The organism is Hydrogenophaga sp. (assembly GCF_031426985.1).
GTDB lineage: Bacteria > Pseudomonadota > Gammaproteobacteria > Burkholderiales > Burkholderiaceae_C > Hydrogenophaga.
Genome location: NZ_JASJOY010000175.1, coordinates 1 through 17842, shown reverse-complemented (window position 1 = coordinate 17842; position 17842 = coordinate 1). Strand labels below are relative to the sequence as shown.

The 17842-nt window shown below is 68.2% G+C and carries 10 protein-coding genes and 1 pseudogene; 4 read left to right on the top strand and 7 right to left on the bottom strand.

The features are described 5' to 3' along the window. The 3 genes and pseudogenes from RMP09_RS18705 to RMP09_RS18695 form a co-directional block, all read left to right on the top strand. Positions 1-565 (top strand): annotated as a pseudogene (locus tag RMP09_RS18705) (tyrosine-type recombinase/integrase); the annotation flags it as partial. 42 nt (positions 566-607) lie between these two features. Further along, on the top strand, positions 608-3601 hold the full coding sequence (locus tag RMP09_RS18700) for a Tn3 family transposase (protein WP_310567486.1): 2994 nt from the start codon (positions 608-610) through the stop codon (positions 3599-3601). 106 nt (positions 3602-3707) lie between these two features. Further along, positions 3708-4211: a GNAT family N-acetyltransferase gene (locus RMP09_RS18695; RefSeq protein WP_310567485.1), complete on the top strand. Its 504-nt coding sequence runs from the start codon at positions 3708-3710 to the stop codon at positions 4209-4211. A 6-nt stretch (positions 4212-4217) separates the two neighbouring features. Here RMP09_RS18695 and RMP09_RS18690 read toward each other — a convergent pair whose 3' ends face one another. The 4 genes from RMP09_RS18690 to def all read right to left on the bottom strand — a co-directional run bounded on the left by RMP09_RS18690 (position 4218) and on the right by def (position 10588). Then, positions 4218-7406: an efflux RND transporter permease subunit gene (locus RMP09_RS18690; protein ID WP_310567484.1), complete on the bottom strand. Its 3189-nt coding sequence runs from the start codon at positions 7404-7406 to the stop codon at positions 4218-4220. Then, the gene (locus RMP09_RS18685; protein ID WP_310567483.1) at positions 7403-8530 is read right to left on the bottom strand and encodes an efflux RND transporter periplasmic adaptor subunit; all 1128 of its coding nucleotides are present in this window, start codon (positions 8528-8530) and stop codon (positions 7403-7405) included. Before RMP09_RS18685 ends, RMP09_RS18690 begins: the two co-directional genes overlap by 4 nt. A gap of 8 nt (positions 8531-8538) precedes the next feature. Beyond that, positions 8539-9942, bottom strand: coding sequence for an efflux transporter outer membrane subunit (locus tag RMP09_RS18680; RefSeq protein WP_310567482.1), 1404 nt, complete (start codon positions 9940-9942; stop codon positions 8539-8541). 106 nt (positions 9943-10048) lie between these two features. Continuing rightward, complete coding sequence (gene def / locus RMP09_RS18675) at positions 10049-10588, bottom strand: peptide deformylase (protein WP_310567481.1); 540 nt, start codon at positions 10586-10588, stop codon at positions 10049-10051. A gap of 103 nt (positions 10589-10691) precedes the next feature. Here def and RMP09_RS18670 point away from each other — a divergent pair, with 103 nt between their 5' ends. Then, positions 10692-11078, top strand: a complete 387-nt coding sequence (locus tag RMP09_RS18670) for a hypothetical protein (RefSeq protein ID WP_310567480.1) — start codon at positions 10692-10694, stop codon at positions 11076-11078. A 282-nt stretch (positions 11079-11360) separates the two neighbouring features. Here RMP09_RS18670 and ligA read toward each other — a convergent pair whose 3' ends face one another. From ligA to smc, 3 genes are all read right to left on the bottom strand, one after another. After that, positions 11361-13439, bottom strand: coding sequence for an NAD-dependent DNA ligase LigA (gene ligA / locus RMP09_RS18665; protein ID WP_310567479.1), 2079 nt, complete (start codon positions 13437-13439; stop codon positions 11361-11363). Positions 13440-13548: 109 nt separating this feature from the next. After that, positions 13549-14688, bottom strand: a complete 1140-nt coding sequence (locus RMP09_RS18660; RefSeq protein ID WP_310567478.1) for a cell division protein ZipA C-terminal FtsZ-binding domain-containing protein — start codon at positions 14686-14688, stop codon at positions 13549-13551. A gap of 29 nt (positions 14689-14717) precedes the next feature. After that, positions 14718-17842, bottom strand: a 3125-nt coding sequence (smc, locus tag RMP09_RS18655) for a chromosome segregation protein SMC (RefSeq protein WP_310567477.1), incomplete at its 5' end; no start/stop codon positions are given.

Below are 17842 nucleotides of genomic sequence, written 5' to 3'. Positions count from 1 at the left end.
GTCGCCCGAGGAATACAGCAGCCACTCCATGCGCCGCGGCTTTGCCGGCTGGGCTCGCGCCAGCGGCTGGGACATCAAGGAGCTGATGGAATACGTCGGCTGGAAGGATGTCAAATCGGCCATGCGCTACCTGGATACGTCGGATTCCAGCCTGCAAGCCCGGTTCGAACAGGGACTGCCTGCGTTGGCATCGGCCGTTCAGCAGCCACCGCCTGCGTTGCTTTTGCGGACAGCGCCGGCGGGCGTTCCCCGCCCGCCGGCCGAAGGAACAACGCCCGTGGCGGTCCTGCGCGTCACGATGGTGCTGGCCCGCTTCAGCAAGCAGTCGCGCGGCTTGGCCCGCGGCCACAGGCTGATCGAGCAGACCTGTTTTGAGCGTTTTTCCATGCAGCGCCTGAATGCCGAGGGCACACTCTACGAGTTGAGCATTCCTTGCCTGTCCCGCGACTCGCTGGACGAGGTGATCGCCACGCTGCTCGATGACATGTATCGCGTCGCCGAGGACAACCAGTGCCTGCTGGAAACCTCGTTTCACGAGCCCGCCACCGACACCTATTGGGATTGATGTGATGGGTAGCAAAGCCACCAGGCGGGGCAGTCCCCGCGAATGACCACGCTCCATGAGACGGCCTATCCCAGCCTGAAACCCGATCCGACACCCCGTGAGTTGGCGGAGCTGTACACGCCGACCGAGGACGAACAACTCCTGGCTGCAGGCATCAGTAAGCGCGCCTTGCCGCGCATGGCGGCGCTGATCCACCTGAAGGTCTTCCAGCGCCTGGGTTATTTCATCCCCTTGGCCGAGGTGCCCCCGGCAATCCGAGAGCACATTGCGCAGCAGGCGGGTGCGGCTCGGCCGCCCCTGGCGGCGGACCTCAAGCGCTTCGAGGCCTCGGGCTCGCGCATGGCGCTTTTCGCGGCTTTGCGCCGGCACTTGAATGTCAAACCCTTGAACCCGGCGGGCTACGCCTGGCTGGAGGTCGTGGCCAACACGGCGGCCGAGACCAAACACGCGGTGGCCGACATCATCAACGTGATGCTGGAGGAACTGGTCCACCACCGCTACGAATTGCCGGCCTTCTCGACGCTGGACCGGATGGCGTTTCGTGCCCGGGAAAAGAGCAACAATCGGTATTTCTCCGCGATCACCAGTCAGTTGACGGCTCATACCAAGGCCCTGATCGACGGCTTGCTTAAAACCGCCACGGGTGAGTCGGTTTCTCCCTGGCAAATGCTCAAGCGCGAACCCAAGCGGCCGACCAACAAGGAAACGCGCACCTACATTCAGCACATCCGGCGCCTGCAATACCTGGTGGAGCTGCTTCCCAAGCCCGACGTGCCGGTGCCCAAGCTCAAGCAGTTCCGGCACCTGGCGCGCGCCCTCGATGCGGCCGAGATGGCCGAACTCAAGCCGCAAAAGCGCTACGCCCTGGCGGTGATCTTCATCCGGGCGCAGCATGCCCAGTCTCTGGACGATGCTGCCGATCTGTTTATTCGCCTGATGCAGAACCTGGAAAACAATGCCAGGCAGAAATTGCTCTCCTTCCAGCAGGAGCGGGTCCAGAAAACCGACATGCTGGTCGGCCAGCTCAAAGACATCCTGGGCGCCTACCAATTGGAGGGGACGGACACCCAGCGCGTTGAAGCCATCAGCACCACCCTGGTGGCCGAGGTGGACGAGCTGCTGAACGAATGCGAGCAGCACCTGGCCTACGCCGGCCGCAACCATCTGCCTTTCCTGCTGCAGCCCTACAAGATGGTTCGGGCCCAGTTGCTCAACTGCATTGGCATCGCCTCGCCCAAAGCCAGCAGCGAGGACCAGGTGGTGGAGCGGCTGATCGAGGCGCTTTACAAGCTGCGCGACAACCGCACGGACATCGTCCTGCTGGACATGCTGGGCCTGAGTGAAGACAAGGACCTCCGCTGGATGTCCGCCCAGTGGAAGAAGTTGGTGCTGGTCCGGCCATCAGGCAAGGGCCGGGCAGAGGCCGTCCACCGCCGGTATTTTGAACTGGCAGTCATGCATGCCGTCAAGGACGACCTGAAGTCGGGCGATCTCTTCATCAAGTACGGCGAGCGCTATGACGACTACCGCGAGCAGCTGGTCGATGACGAAACCTTTGAAAAGGAGGTGGGCGGCTATGGCCAGGTCACCGGCATCGAGACCGATCCCGGCACCTTTGTGACGATGCTCAAATCCGCCATGGCTCAGCGGGCTCGGGACATCGACGCCACTTTCCCGGAAAACGCCCATGCTGAGATCGTCGATGGCCGCCTGATTCTGCGCAAACCGCCGCGCTCCGAAATCGTCGAGGCCGCCGCGCGGATCGACGCCCTGATCACCGAGCGGATGCAAGCGGCCAGCATCGTGGATGTCATGATCGACACCGAACGCTGGCTCGACCTGCACAAGCTGTTCCGGCCATTGGCCGGGACGGACAGCCGCCTTGCGGACCTGCGCATGCGCGTCATCACGACGCTGTTTTGCTACGGCTGCAACCTGGGGCCGGTTCAGACCGCCAAATCCATCAAAGGACTGAGCCGCCGCCAGATTTCCTGGCTGAACTTGAAATACGTCAGCGAGGATCTTCTGGACAAGGCCATTGTCAAGGTGATCAATGCGTACAACAAGTTTGAACTGCCAGGCTACTGGGGCACCGGCAAGCACGCGTCGGCCGACGGCACGAAGTGGAACCTCTACGAGCAGAACTTGCTGTCCGAGCACCATATCCGCTATGGCGGGTACGGCGGCATCGGCTACTACCATGTGTCCGACAAGTTCATCGCGCTGTTCAGCCATTTCATTTCCTGCGGCACCTATGAGGGCATCCACATCCTGGATGGGCTGATGACCAACGAATCGGACATCCGGCCGGACACGATTCACGGGGACACGCAGGCCCAGAGTTACCCGGTCTTCGCGCTGGCCCACTTGCTGGGCATCCAGCTCATGCCGCGCATCCGGGGCATCCAAGACCTCAAATTCCATCGCCCGGAGCCGGGCAATGTTTACCGCAACATCAATGCGCTGTTCAGCGATGTGATCGACTGGCGGCTGATTGAGCTGCATTTGCCGGCGATGCTGCGGGTGGCGGTTTCCATCAAGACCGGCAAGATCACGCCGTCGGCCATCCTGCGCCGGCTCGGCACCTACAGCCGCAAGAACAAGCTGTATTTCGCGTTTGTGGAGCTCGGCAAGGTCATCCGGACCATGTTCCTGCTGAGCTACATCGGCGATGTCGGGCTGCGCAAGGTGATCCATGCCGAAACCAACAAGAGCGAGCAATTCAATGTCTTTGCCGGCTGGTCCTTCTTCGGGGGAGAGGGGATCATTGCGGAGAACATCCGGCACGAGCAACGCAAGGTGATCAAGTACAACCACCTGGTGGCCAACATGATCATTTTGCACAACGTGGTGGGCATGACGCGGGTTCTGCAGGAGCTTCGAGATGAGGGCACCGAGATCACGCTGGAGATCCTGGGGGGCCTGGCGCCGTTTCGCACGGCTCACATCAACAGGTTTGGGGACTACACGCTGGACTTCAAAAGGAAGATCGGTCCTTTGAATTTCGATGCCACCATAATTCCAATGGAATCATAGGCTTAAGGTCGTTTCTGCGGTTTTTTACATGAATCCCTGCCGACCCTCTGGAAGGCTGAGCGGCTCGGCACCACCCGTTGACGTCGACCGGCCGAAACCACCGCCCGTGCCGCCCCATTCACCGCCGAAACTGAGCCTGGTGCGCTGGCAGACGCTGACCGGCGATCAGCAACAGGCCGTGCGGCGGCTGCGCGTGAGCGGGCCGCAGACCGAATACGCCGGCACGGTCGAACAGGCGATCGCCACCTGCGAGTCCACCGCCGAAGAACACCTGGCCGGCCTGGCCATCCTGGAGGGCGCCGACGCTGTCGGTTTCCTGCTGCTGCGGCGCGGCCCCTCGGCGCCCGAATGGGCCAAGGCGGATGCAGCGGTGGTCAGCGCCCTGCGGATCGACCTCGGCAGCCAAGGTCAGGGCCTGGGATCGGCTGCCCTGGTGCAGCTACCCCACTGGATACGTTCGCACTGGCCCGGCACGGCGCGGGTGAGCCTGTCGGTCGACGAAGACAACCACGCCGGCATCCGCGCCTACCGGAACGCAGGTTTCACCGACGAAGGCGTCCGTGTCCAGGGGCGCATCGGCTGGGTGCGCTACCTGTCGACACCCCTGTGACGGGGCTCACTTGAGCTGCGGTTGCAGCGGCGCAACCGCCTCTGCCGGCCGACGTCCCGTCATCCGCCCGAACCACAGCGCCAGGTCATCCACGATGGTGAACACCGCCGGGATGACCAGCAGGCTCAGGAAGGTGGAGGTGATCAGGCCGCCGATGACGGCCACGGCCATGGGCGAGCGGAAGCTGCTGTCGGCCGCGCCCCAGCCCACGGCGATGGGCAGCATGCCCGCGCCCATGGCGATGGTGGTCATGACGATGGGGCGTGCGCGTTTGTGGCAGGCGTCGAGGATGGCGTCCAGCCGGCCCAGGCCCGCGACGGCGGGGCGGCCGTCGCTGCCATCGTGCCCGCGCCGCGCCTCGATGGCGTATTCCACCAGCAGGATGGAGTTCTTGGTGGCCACGCCCATGAGCATGATCAGGCCGATCAGCGAGGGCATGGAGAAGCTCTTGTTGGTCAGCAGCAGCGCCACGAAGGCCCCACCCAGCGACAGCGGCAGCGCCGCCAGGATGGTGAAGGGGTGCAAAAACGCCTTGAACAGCAGCACCAGCACGATGTAGATGCACAGCACGCCGGTCAGCATGGCCAGGCCAAAGCTGGCGAACAGTTCGCCCTGCACCTCGGCGTCACCGATCTCGATCACCTGCACGCCCGGCGGCAGGTTCTGAATGCTGGGCAGCGCGTCCACCGCGGTCTTCATGTCGCCCAGCGCGATGCCGGCGAGTTCGACCTCGAAGTTGATGTTGCGCGAGCGGTCGTATCGGTCGATCACGGCCGGGCCGCCGCCGAAGCTGAGCGTGGCCACCTGGCCCAGCATGACCGGCCCCTTGGCACCCGGCACGGCCAGGCGCGAGAGCACGTCCAGGTCTTCGCGCGCGGCGGCGTCGAGCTTGACGACGATCGGTACCTGGCGCTGCGGCAGGTTGAGCTTGGGCAGGGCCGCGTCGTAGTCGCCCACGGTGGCGATGCGCAGGGTTTCGGCGATGGCGCTGCTGGTCACGCCCAGATCGGCGGCGCGTTGCAGGTCGGGCGTGACGATGATCTCGGTGCGCACCAGGGCCGCGCTGGACTGGATGCTGCCCACGCCGGCGATGGTGCGCAGGTCGCGTTCGATGGCGCGCGCCGCGCTGGCCATGGCGTTGGGGTCGCTGCCGGTCAGGGTGAGGATGTATTTTTCGCCCGAGCCGCCCAGGCCCACCTTGCTGCGCACGCCCGGCAGGTTGGACATGGCCTCGCGGATCTGGTTTTCGATCACCTGCTTGCGCGGGCGCTCGCCGCGCGGATCGAGCTGGATGGTCAGCGCCGCCTTGCGCGACTCCTGCGCGCCCTGCGGGGCGAACGGGTCGCTGCCGGCCGAGCCGGAGCCGATGGTGGTGTAGACCGACTTGACGTGCTTCACCCCATTGACCAGCAGCCGGGCGCGTTCGGCCGTGGCCACCGTCTGCTTCAGGGTGCTGCCTGGGGGCAGTTCCAGGTACACCTGCGTCTGAGAGTTGTCGTCCGCCGGGATGAAGCCCTGCGGCAGCAGCGGGATGAGCATGATCGAGCCGACGAAGAACAGCAGCGCACCGACCATGGTCACCCAGCGGTGGCGGATGCACCACGCCGCCCAGCCCCGGTAGGTGTGGAGCCATTGCGGCTCGCTCTGGTTGGTCATCCAGGCCCAGACGCGCCCCAGCACCGCGTTGCGCCTCGCCCATTGCGGGCGGTCTTTGGCCAGCACCACCGGCTTCATGATGTACGCCGCCATCATGGGCGTGAGCGCGCGCGCCACCACCAGCGAGGCGAACACGGCGAGCGCCGCCGTCCAGCCGAACTGCTTGAAGAACTTGCCCGGGATGCCGGCCATGAAGGCCGTGGGCAGGAAGACCGCGATCAGGGTGAAGGTGGTGGCGATCACCGCCATGCCGATCTCGTCGGCCGCTTCCATGGCGGCCTGGTAGGGCGTCTTGCCCATGCGCATGTGGCGCACGATGTTTTCCACCTCGACGATGGCGTCGTCCACCAGGATGCCCACCACCAGCGACATGGCCAGCAAGGTCACCACGTTGATGGTGAAGCCCATGTAGTGCATGCCGATGAAGGCCGGGATGGCCGACAACGGCAGCGCCACCGCAGACACCACCGTCGCGCGGAAGTCGCGCAGGAACAGCCAGACCACCAGCACGGCCAGAATCGCGCCCTCGTACAGCAGCGTCATCGAGGCGTTGTATTCGTCCTCCACCGGCGTGACGAAGTCGAAGGATTCGGTGATCTGCAGGTCCGGGCGCGCGGCCTGCAGGGCCTTGAGCTTTTCGCGCACGCCCTGCCCCACCTCGACCTCGCTGGCGCCGCGGCTGCGGGCCACTTCAAAGCCCACCACCGGCTTGCCGTCAAGGAAGGCCGCGGCCGTCGGCTCGGCCACGGTGTCCTTCACGGTCGCGATCTGGTCCAGCCGCACGCGCCGGCCGTCCGACAGCGACAGCTCCAGCGCCGCCAGCTCATCGGCCGATTTCATGGCCGAGAGCGTGCGCAGCGGCTGCTGACTGCCGCCGATGTCGACCCGGCCACCGGCGCTTTCGATCTGCACCCGCGCCAGCTGGCGCGAAATGTCGGCCGCGGTGGTGCCCAGGGCCTGCAGCTTGAGCGGGTCCAGCTGCACCTGCACCTCGCGGTTGACGCCGCCCACGCGGTTGATCGCCCCCACGCCGCGCACCGACAGCAGCAGCTTGGCCACGTCGTTGTCGACGAACCAGGAAATCGCCTCGTCGTCCATGCGGTCGGACCGCACGGTGTAGGCCAGCACCGCGCCGCCGGCGAGTTCGAGCTTGTTGATGATGGGCTCGCGCAGGTCGGTGGGCAGGTCGCCACGCACCTTGGCCACCGCCGAGCGCACGTCGTCCAGCGCTTCCTGCGTGTTCTTCTCGATGCGGAATTCGGCCGTGATGGAGACCACCCCGTCCTGCACCTTGGTGTAGACGTGCTTGAGGCCCTGCAGCGAGGCCAGGCTGTTCTCGATCTTGCGGGCGACGTCGTTTTCCAGCTGGTTGGGCGCGGCGCCCGGCAGGCTGGCCACAATGGTGATGTTGGGCACGTCCAGGTCGGGGAAGTTCTGCACCTTCATCGACGAGAACGAAAACAGCCCGGCGAGCGTGAGCATGACGAACAGCATCGCCGCCGGGATCGGGTTCTTGATCGACCAGGCCGAGACGTTCATTGCGTCACCTTCACGAGGTCGCCTTCGTTCAGGAAACCGGCGCCCTGCACCGCCACCGGCTCGCCGTCCTTCAGACCATCGAGCACTTCCACACGTTCGCCGGTGCGGCGCCCAGCCTCAACCTTGCGCTGCATGGCCTTGTTGTCGGCGCCGATCACAAACACATAGTGGTGGCCGTCGCGCACCACCACCGACTGGGCCGGCACGGTGAGCGCGGCGCTCTGGCCCAGCTCGAACTGGCCTTTGGCAAAGGTGCCGGCCTTCAGATCGGGGTGGCGCGGCAGGTCGACGAACACCAGCACGTTGCGGGTCTGCGGGTCGGCGCCGGGAGCGATGGCCCGCACCTGGCCCGCCAGCTCGGTGCCGGTGGCGGCGGTCACGCGCACGTTCTGGCCGACGCGCACGCGGCCCACCTCGGTGGGCGTCACCTCGGCGCGCCATTCCATGCGGCTGCCGCGCACCAGGCGGAACAGCTCCTGCCCCGCGCCCACCACCGCGCCCACGCTGGCGGCGCGGGCCGAGATGACGCCGTCGTCGGGCGCCAGCACGCGCGTGTTGGCCAACCGAACCTTCGTCGCCCCGTAGGCGGCCCTGGCGGCTTCCCACTGGGCCCTGGCCACCTTCTCGGCCGTCAGGTACTGGGCGATCTGCGACTTCGACAGCGCCCCCGTGTCCTGGATGGCGCGCGCCCGGTCGGCGTCGGCCCTGGCGTTCTCGTGGCTGGCTTCGGCCTGCATCAGGGCGGCACGGCTCTGCAGGCTCTCGGCCTGGGTGGTTTCGCCGGCCAGTGTGGCCAGCACCTGGCCTTTTTTGACCACATCGCCCACGTTCACGTTCACCGCGGCCAGCCGCAGGCCGTTGAGTTCAGCGCCCACGCTCGCTTCCTGCCAGGCGCTGACGTTGCCGTTGGCCTGCAGGCCAATCGACAGGGATTCTCGGGTCGGACGGGTCACGGTCACCGTCATGGCGGGTTTGGCGGCGGCCGCCGCGGGCGCGGCCTTGGCGGCTTCACCGCCCTGCGATGTGTCGGCCGCGGGCTGGCAGGCGGTCAGGCCCACGCTGAGCAGCGCGGCGGCCAGCGGCCAGGCCGCGCTTGGGAAGGGAAAACGGGCAGGCATGTTCATCTCGGCTCTCACGGTGTCGGTTGGGGTTGGGCCGGGTCGAAGCCGCCGCCCAGGGCCAGGTAAAGGGCCACCCAGGCGTTGAAGCGTTCCTGCTGCAGCGCGATGGTGCTGCTCTCCGCGTTCAGGCGCAGGCGACGTGCGTCTTCCAGTTCGTTCAGGTTGGCCAGGCCCACGCGGTGGCGCGCCTCGGTGGCACCGAAAGACTTCACGTACCCCGCCTGGGCGGCGTCGGTGGCGGTCAGGCGCAGCGCCAGCCCGTCCAGCGTCACCAGCGCCTGTTCCACCTCGGCCACCGCCTGGCGCAGCGTGGCCGCGTAGGCCACGGCCGCGGCTTCGTAACGGGCCTGTGCGGCGTCGGCGTTGGCGGTCAGTGCGCCGCGGCCGATCAGCGGCAGGTTCAGCGACAAGGGGCCGACCGACCAGGTGGTGAAGTTCGTGCTGCCCGACCCGGTGCTGTACCGGTTGCGCAGCAGACTGCCCGAGAGGCTGAGGTTGGGCAGCAGCAAGGCGCGGGCCGCACCGGCCGCCTCGCCCGCGGCCACCAGCTCGCGCTGGGCGTGGTACACATCGGGCCGCTGGCGGATGGCCTCGGCCGGCACGGCTTGTACGGACAGCGCCGGCATGGCGGCCAGCTGCGGGCCGGGCGAGCCGGCCAGTTGCCCGCGCAGCGTGGGTTCGGGCAGCGCGGTCAGCGCCACCAGGGCCTTGATCTGGCGCTCGCATTGTTCGGTCTGCGTCTGGGTGCGCGCCTGCGCCTCGGCGTGGCTGGCCTGGGCCAGGGCCAGCACCGCCGGGGCCGTGAGGCCGACCTTTTCGGTCACGGCGCTGCTGCGGGCGGTGGCGCCGCGCGAATCGCGGTCGCTGCTGGCCACGGCCAGCTGGGCCCGGCACAGGCGCTGCGCCACATACAGCTGGGCCACTTCGGCGGCCACCACCACGCGGGCCTCGTGCCAGCCGGCGCCGGCGGCGTCCTGCTGCGCGCGGGCGCTGGCCGTTTCGGCGGCGGCACCGCCCCAGAGGTCGATCACCCACGACGCCTGCAGCCCCACGCCCACGGCGTTGCCCAGCGGGGTGCTGGCGTCGGGCCGGCCACGCGAGGCACTGGCCACCGCCGACACCTGCGGGCCGGCCTGGGTTTCGCTGGCGGCCACGGCGGCACGCGCCGCGGTCACTTGTGCCCGGGCAGCGGCCACGCTGGGGCTGTGGGTCTGCGCCCGGGTGATCCAGTCGGTGAGCACCGGGTCGCCCAGGCGGCCCCACCACTGGGCCAGTTCGGCGGCGCTGCCCTGGTGGGCCAGGGGTGGTGCGTACCACTGGGCGGGCAGTTCGGGTTCCGATGGGCGGGGCGGCTGTGGCGCTGCACAGCCGCCGAGCAGGGCCGCGCAGCCGAGCGCGGCGATCATGAGCTTCATGTGGGATCCCTCCACCCGAAAGGGTGGTCCTTTGTTGGCCTGCGAATTTAGTGCATTTGGCGCGCCGAACATGTCGAATTGTTTCAGGCACCACCGATCGGGGGGATCAGTCGTCGTCGGCCGCGTCCAGCCCGGGGAACAGCACCTCGGTGAAACCGAAACGGGTGAAATCGCGCACCCGCATGGGATAGAGCACGCCCTGCAGGTGATCGCATTCGTGCTGCACCACCCGGGCGTGGAAGCCCTGGGCCTCGCGGTCGATCGGCTGCCCTGTCAGATCGAAACCCTGGTAGCGGATGCGCTGCCAGCGCGGCACCACGCCCCGCAGGCCCGGCACCGACAGGCAGCCTTCCCAGTCATCGGACTCCTCGGCGCCCAGCGGCGTGATCACGGGATTGATCAGCACCGTGCGGGGCACGGGCGGTGCGTCGGGGTAGCGCGGGTTCGGTGCGCCGGTGCCGAACACCACCACCTGCAGGTCCACCCCGATCTGTGGCGCGGCCAGCCCGGCACCGTTGGCGGCGGCCATGGTGTCCACCATGTCCATCACCAGGCGGTGCAGTCCGGGCGTGTCGAAGTCGGTGACGGGGCTGGCCACGCGCAGCAAGCGTGGGTCGCCCATCTTGAGAATGGTGTGCACGGTCATGGCCGATGTCCTCTAAGGATGTCCCTGATGGCTGCGGATTGTGCTGGATATACAGTGAACGCCACGCACCGCCCCCGCAATGTTCACCCACCAGGAGCCCACCATGAACACCACCCACTCGTCGCTTCGCGCCACCGCCCTGTCACGGCGGCCGGCCCGCGCCCGGACCTGGGCGCTCGGCGGCCTGTTGCTGGTGGGCGGGCTGGTGCTCTGGACGGGGCAGGCCCGCGCGGCCGACATGTTCCAGGGCGCCGACCTCGCCCTGGGCCAGAAGCTGATCGACGAACACAAGTGCGTGGCCTGCCACACCAGCAAGGTGGGCGGCGACGGCAGCGCCATCTACAAGCCCCAGGGCAAGATCAACACCGCCGGCCTGCTGCGCGGCATGGTCGAAATGTGCAACACCAACATGAACCTGGGCATGTTTCCCGAGGAAGTCGATGCCGTGGCGGCGGTGCTCAACCGGGATCACTACAAGTTCACCAAGTGATGTAGCCCCCACGCTCCACCGCTGCGCGGGTCGCTGCCCCCCAGGGGGGCTGATCTGGCTTGGGGCGGCCCGGCGCCAGATCGTTAGCCCCCACGCTCCGCCGCTGGCGCGGGTCGCTGCCCCCCAGGGGGGTTGATCCGGCTTGGGGCGGCCCGGCGCCGGATCGTTCGCCCCCACGCTCCGCCGCTGCGCGGGTCGCTGCCCCCCAGGGGGGGTGATCCGGCTTGGGGCGGCCCGGCGCCAGATCGTTCGCCCCCACGCTCCGCCGCTGCGCGGGTCGTATCAGCTCTGCAGCAGCGCCAGCATGCCGGCCTCGTCGATCACCGCGACGCCCAGTTCGCGGGCCTTGTCCAGCTTGCTGCCCGCCTCTTCGCCGGCCACCACGTAGTCGGTCTTTTTGCTCACCGAACCGGCCACCTTGGCACCGGCGGCTTCGAGCATTTCCTTGGCTTCTTCGCGCTTGAGCGTGGGGAAGGTGCCGGTCAGCACAAAGGTTTTGCCCGCCAGCGGCTGGGCGGCGCGCTCGGCCGGTGCGCCTTCGGCCCAGGTGACGCCACAGGCGCGCAGCTGTTCCACCACCTCGCGGTTGTGCGGCTGGTCAAAGAAGGTGCGGATGCTCTGCGCCACGATGGGGCCGACATCGTTGACCTCCAGCAGCTGCTCCAGGCTGGCGTCCATGATCGCGTCCAGGTTGCCGAAGTGGCGCGCCATTTCTTTGGCCGTGGCCTCGCCCACATGGCGGATGCCCAGGCCGAACAGGAAACGCGGCAGCGTGGTCTGCTTGGACTTTTCCAATGCGGCCAGGATGTTCTGGGCCGACTTCTCGGCCATGCGGTCCAGGTTGGCCAGCGCCATCAGGCCCAGGCGGTACAGGTCCGGCAGGGTCTTGACCACGTCGGCGTCCACCAGTTGCTCGACCAGCTTGTCGCCCAGGCCCTCGATCTCCACCGCGCGGCGCTGCGCGTAGTGCAGGAGGGCCTGCTTGCGCTGCGCGCCGCAGAACAGGCCGCCTGTGCAGCGGTAGTCCACCTCGCCCTCTTCGCGCACCGCCACGCTGCCGCAGACCGGGCAGGTGTGCGGCATGGTGAAGGGCTCGGCGCCGCCCACGCGCTTCTCGGGCAGCGAAGCCACCACCTCGGGGATCACGTCACCGGCCCGGCGCACGATCACGGTGTCGCCCACGCGCACGTCCTTGCGGCGCGCTTCGTCTTCGTTGTGCAGGGTGGCGTTGGTCACGGTGACGTTGCCCACGAACACCGGCGCCAGCTTGGCCACTGGCGTGAGCTTGCCGGTGCGGCCCACCTGCACGTCGATGGCGAGCACGGTGGTCAGCTGCTCCTGCGCCGGGTACTTGTGCGCCACCGCCCAGCGCGGCTCGCGGGTCTTGAAGCCCAGCTCGCGCTGCAGCGCCAGGCTGTTGACCTTGTAGACCACGCCGTCGATGTCGAACGGCAGCTGGTCGCGCGCGGCGCCGATGCGCTGGTGGAAGGCGATCAACTCGTCCGCGCCACGGGCCACGGTGGTCTGCTCGGCCACCGGAAAGCCCCAGGCCTTGAGCTGCATGAGCAGACCAAAGTGCGTCTTGAACGTCGGGCCGCCCTGCTCCACCGGCGTGACCTCGCCCAGTCCGTAGGCGAAAAAGCTCAGCGGGCGCTGGGCGGCGATGGCGGAATCGAGCTGGCGCACCGCACCGGCGGCGGCGTTGCGCGGGTTGACGAAGGTCTTTTCGCCCTTGGCCCCGGCGGCGATCTTGGCGCGCTGTTTTTCGTTGAGCGCCTCGAACTGGTCGCGGCGCATGTAGACCTCGCCGCGGACCTCCAGCACAGCGGGACAGTCGGCCGGCAGGCGCAAAGGCACCTGTCCGATGGTGCGGATGTTGTGCGTCACGTCCTCACCCACCTCGCCGTCGCCGCGCGTGGCGGCCTGCACCATCACGCCGTTTTGATAGCGCAGGCTCATGGCCAGGCCGTCGAACTTGAGTTCGCCCACGTACTCCACCGCCAGTGCGTCCTCGGCCAGGCCGAGCGCGCGGCGCACGCGGGTGTCGAAGTTCAGCGCCCCGGTCGGCTCGGTATCGGTTTCGGTCTCGATGGACAGCATGGGCACCGCATGCCGCACCTTGGCGAGTTCGTCCAGCAGGGCGCCGCCCACCCGCTGCGTGGGCGAGTCGGGGGTCAGCAACTCGGGGTGTGCCGCTTCCAGCGCCTGCAGTTCACGGAAGAGCCGGTCGTACTCGGCGTCGGGAATCTCTGGCGCGTCCAGCACGTAGTAGCGGTGGGCGTGGTGGTTCAGCTGCGCGCGCAGCTCGGCCGCGCGCTCCGCTGGCGTGGGCTGAGAGGAAAACAGATCAGAAGTGCTCATGCAGCGATAGAGGTGAATTCGGCCAGGATGCCGCGGAACCGGCTTTGCCGGGCCGCCAGCATCGCCCCCTGGGGGGTCACGCGCAGCGTGGCGGGGGTGGGTCAATCGTTCAGCTGAACAATCTGCGCGCCTGCGCCGACCCGGCCGACAGATCGTGGCTATCCAGCGCGTCGTACAGGCCTTCCAGATCGGCTCCGATGCGGTCCATGGTGTCGGCGTTCAGCAGCTGGCCGGCATCGTCGGTGACCACGCCGTCCATGGCTTCGGCCAGCGCGGCGGCGGCCTGGCGCAGGCGCACAAAGGGCTGTTCGCTGCGCGGCACGTGGGTCACTTCCAGCGACAGGGCCACCTCGCGCAGCGCGCTCTGTTCCGGGTCATCGGCCATGGCGGCCTGAGGGTCGAAGCTCAGGCTGAGGATGGGCGCCTGCCCGGCCTCGCTGCCCGGCAGCACCATGCGTCCGGGCAGCACGCCGGCCACAAAGCCCAGGCGGGCCGCGTGCTGCGCCACGTAACCGGGGCTCCAGGCGGCGCGGCGCGCGCGCAGGGTGAAGCCCAGCTGCGCATCGTGCCCGCTGGCGAAGTGGTCCAGTTCGCGGGCGCGGGCGACTTCGGCCCGCATGTCCGGGAAGTCGGGCGCGGCGCCCACGGCGTCGGCAAAGGCCTGGGCCTTGACCACGAATTCGGAGAACTCGATGTCGTTGAGCGCACCCGAGCGGTTGGCCAGCTGCACGCCGGCCTGCAGCGCGGTGTAGCGCTGGCCGGGGCGCGGTGCTTCCCACTCGCCCGTGGCCTCGTGCTGGCCTTCCACCGCAAACGGCTTGCTGCCCACACGGCGCGTGCCGGGCAAGGCGGCCAGCAGCGCTTCGCCCGAGACCGGGCCTTCGGGCAGCAACGGCGCAATGACGTCGATCAGGGCGTCCAGACCCGGGCGCTTTTCGGGCGCCTGCACCACGTGGTTCAGCGTCACCGGCACGACCGCGGGGGCCCGCGCCACCGCGCCGTCGACGGCGCCATCGGCCGGCCCGTGCATGGAGTCGTCCAGCACCGGGTCGATGCGCTCGCCTGTTGCCGGTGCGCCGGGCTGGGTGTCCTGGAACACCCGGCCGTCGGCGGCCGCGGCGCCGTCTTGCGGCAGGCGCTCGCTGGCGGTGCGCGGTGCGCTGCGGCGCGTGACCCAGGCGTTGTACGCCACCACTCCGGCCAGCACGAGGCCGCCGATGATCGCCAGACTGATTTGCAGTGAACTCATGGGCTGAATCGCTTGAGGAACGGTTGGGTTCAGTGGGATTCCATCATGCCGGCGGCCGATTCCATGTCCACCGCCACGATGCGCGAGACGCCCTGCTCCTGCATGGTCACGCCGATCAGCTGCTCGGCCATTTCCATGGCGATCTTGTTGTGGCTGATGAACAGGAACTGGGTGCCCTGCTTGCTCATGCTGGTCACCAGGCGCGCGTAGCGTTCGGTGTTGGCGTCGTCCAGCGGCGCGTCCACCTCGTCCAGCAGGCAGAACGGGGCCGGGTTGAGCTGGAAGATGGCGAACACCAGCGCAATGGCGGTCAGCGCCTTCTCGCCGCCCGAGAGCAGGTGGATGGTCTGGTTCTTCTTGCCCGGCGGCTGGGCCAGCACCTGCACGCCGGCGTCCAGGATTTCTTCGCCGGTCATCACCAGCCTGGCGTTGCCGCCGCCGAACAGCTCGGGGAACATGCGGCCGAAATGGCCGTTGACGGTCTCGAAGGTGCTGCCCAGCAGGTCGCGGGTTTCGTTGTCGATCTTCTTGATCGCGTCTTCCAGCGTGGTCATGGCCTCCGTCAGGTCGGCGGTCTGGGCATCCAGGAAGGTCTTGCGCTCGCGCGCGGCGGTCAGTTCGTCGAGTGCGGCCAGGTTCACCGCGCCCAGGGCCTGGATCTCGCGGTGCAGGCGGTCGATCTCGCCCTGCAGGCCGGCCAGGCGCACATTGCCTTCGGTGATGCTTTGCGCCACAGCGGCCAGGTCGGCGTTGGCTTCGGCCAGCAGCTGGCTGTACTGCTCCACACCCAGGCGCGCGGCCTGTTCCTTGAGCTGGAAGTCGGTGATGCGCAGGCGCAGCGGGTCCAGTTCGCGTTCAAGCTTGAGGCGGTGCTCGTCGCTGGCGCGCAGCTTGGTGGTCAGATCGTCGTACTGGCTGCGCAGCGCGCCCAGGGCCTGTTCGCGTTCGAGCTTGACGGCCAGCACGTTCTGCAGCCCGGCCTGGGCGGCGGCGTCGCTCAGGCGCGTCAGTTCTTCACCGGCGCGGCGCTCTTCGTCGGCCAGCGAGCGCTCCTGCATGGCCGCGGTTTCCAGCGAGCGCTGCAATTCGGCCTGGCGCGCCTGCAGGCTGCGCAGGGCAAAGGTGGCTTCCTGGGCGTTGCGCTCCAGGCTGCGTTGCTGTTCGCGCGCGCCGGTCAGCTTGCGCTCGGCCTCGATTACCTGGTCGTCCAGCTGGGCGTGGCGCTCCTGGCTGTCGGCCAGCTGCATGTCCAGCTCTTCGAAGCGGGCTTCGGCCGTCACGCGGCGTTCCTGCAGGGCTTCGAGCTGGGCGTCCACCTCGGCCAGGTCGGCGGCGATCTGCTCGCTGCGGGCACGGGTCTGCTCGGCCAGCTGGGTCAGGCGCAGCGTCTCGACCTGCAGTTCGTGCGCCTTGCCGCGCGTCTCGGCGCCTTCGCGGCGGGCCGCCACCAGGCGCTGCGAGGCCTCGCTGTACGCGGCTTCGGCCCGCACCAGGTCGGTCCGGGCCTGCTCGGCGATCAAGGCCTGGGCGCGCAGTTCTTTTTCGAGGTGTTCGATTTCCTGCGCGCGGGCCAGCAGGCCTGCCTGCTCGCTGTCGGGCGCGTAGAAGCTGACGCTGTGCGCGCTGACCGCGTGGCCGCTGGGCACGTAGATCACATCGCCGGCCTGCAGCTGGGCGCGCTGGGCCATGGCCTCTTCGAGGTTGGGCGCCGTCAGGCAGCCCTGCAGCCAGTCGGCCAGCAAGGCCTTCTGGCCGGCGTCGTTCAGGCGCAGCCAGTCGGCCAGCGGCTTGAGCGCACCGCCACCAGCAGCCGGCGCCGCGGCGCTCACCGGGCTGTAGAAGGTCAGCTTGGCGGGCGGCGCGTCGCTGGCGAAGGCGCGCACCATCTCCAGGCGCGAGACTTCCAGCGCCGACAGGCGTTCGCGCAGCGCGGCTTCGAGCGCGTTTTCCCAGCCAGGTTCGATGTGCAGACGGCTCCACAGGCCCTGCAGCCCGTCCAGCCCGTGTTTGGCCAGCCAGGGTTTGAGTTTGCCGTCGGTCTTGACCTTGTCCTGCAGCGCCTTGAGCGCCTCCATGCGGGCCGACAGGTCGGACTGTCGGGCCGATTCCTGGTTGACGGCCTGCTGGGCGCTGCGGCGCGCGTCGTCGAGCTGCGGCACGTGGTCCTGCAGTTCGTGCAGCACGGCTTCGGCCATGTCGGCGGCTTCCTGTGCCTGCGCCAGCTGTTCCTGGGCGCTGACCAGGCGCGCCTCGTCGGGCGCGGCCAGTGCGTTGCGGTCGGCGCTGAGCTTGTCGCGGCGCACGCCGATCTGGCGGCTCTGTTCTTCGATGCTGCGCTGTTCGGCCGCCAGCACCTGGATCTGCTGCTGCACCTGGGTGACGCTGCCGCGCTGTTCGTTGGCGAGGTTCTGGGCCGCGCGCAGCGCGTCTTCGAGTGCGGGCAAGGCACCGGCCTGCTCTTCGCCCTGGGCGGCGAGCACGACCGACTTTTCCTCGGCCTCGACCATGGCTTCGGCCAGCTGCTCCAGCTCGACGCCGGCGTCCTCGCTGCGGGTGGACCAGGAGGCGATCTGTTCTTTCAGCTGCACCAGGCGCTGTTCGACGCGGGTGCGGCCCTCGACCACGAAGCGGATCTCGGCTTCGAGCTTGCCGACCTCGGCGCTGGCTTCGTACAGCTTGCCCTGGGCCTGGTTGACCTGGTCGCCCGCGGCGTAGTGCGCCTGGCGGATGGTTTCCAGCTCACTTTCCACCCGGCGCAGGTCGGCGGTGCGCGATTCCAGGTCGTTGAGCGCCTGGGCCGCGTCGTTCTTGACCTTGACCTGATCGGCCTCGGCCTCGCTGCGCTTGAGGAACCACAGCTGGTGCTGCTTGAGCGTGGCGCTGGCGCTCAGCTGGTTGTAGCGCGCGGCCACCTCGGCCTGCTTCTCCAGCTTCTCCAGGTTGGCGTTGAGTTCGCGCAGGATGTCCTCGACCCGGGTCAGGTTCTCGCGCGTGTCGCTCAGGCGGTTGGCGGTCTCGCGGCGGCGCTCCTTGTATTTGGAGACACCGGCGGCCTCTTCCAGGAACAGGCGCAGTTCCTCGGGCTTGGATTCGATGATCCGGCTGATCGTGCCCTGGCCGATGATGGCGTAGGCGCGCGGGCCCAGGCCGGTGC

Excerpts from the sequence above, each read along its gene's own strand:
- RMP09_RS18700 (WP_310567486.1), top strand. The coding sequence starts at position 608 with ATGACCACGCTCCATGAGACGGCCTATCCCAGCCTGAAACCCGATCCG.
- RMP09_RS18690 (WP_310567484.1), bottom strand. The coding sequence starts at position 7,406 with ATGAACGTCTCGGCCTGGTCGATCAAGAACCCGATCCCGGCGGCGATG.
- RMP09_RS18685 (WP_310567483.1), bottom strand. The coding sequence starts at position 8,530 with ATGAACATGCCTGCCCGTTTTCCCTTCCCAAGCGCGGCCTGGCCGCTG.
- RMP09_RS18680 (WP_310567482.1), bottom strand. The coding sequence starts at position 9,942 with ATGAAGCTCATGATCGCCGCGCTCGGCTGCGCGGCCCTGCTCGGCGGC.
- def (WP_310567481.1), bottom strand. The coding sequence starts at position 10,588 with ATGACCGTGCACACCATTCTCAAGATGGGCGACCCACGCTTGCTGCGC.
- RMP09_RS18670 (WP_310567480.1), top strand. The coding sequence starts at position 10,692 with ATGAACACCACCCACTCGTCGCTTCGCGCCACCGCCCTGTCACGGCGG.
- ligA (WP_310567479.1), bottom strand. The coding sequence starts at position 13,439 with ATGAGCACTTCTGATCTGTTTTCCTCTCAGCCCACGCCAGCGGAGCGC.
- RMP09_RS18660 (WP_310567478.1), bottom strand. The coding sequence starts at position 14,688 with ATGAGTTCACTGCAAATCAGTCTGGCGATCATCGGCGGCCTCGTGCTG.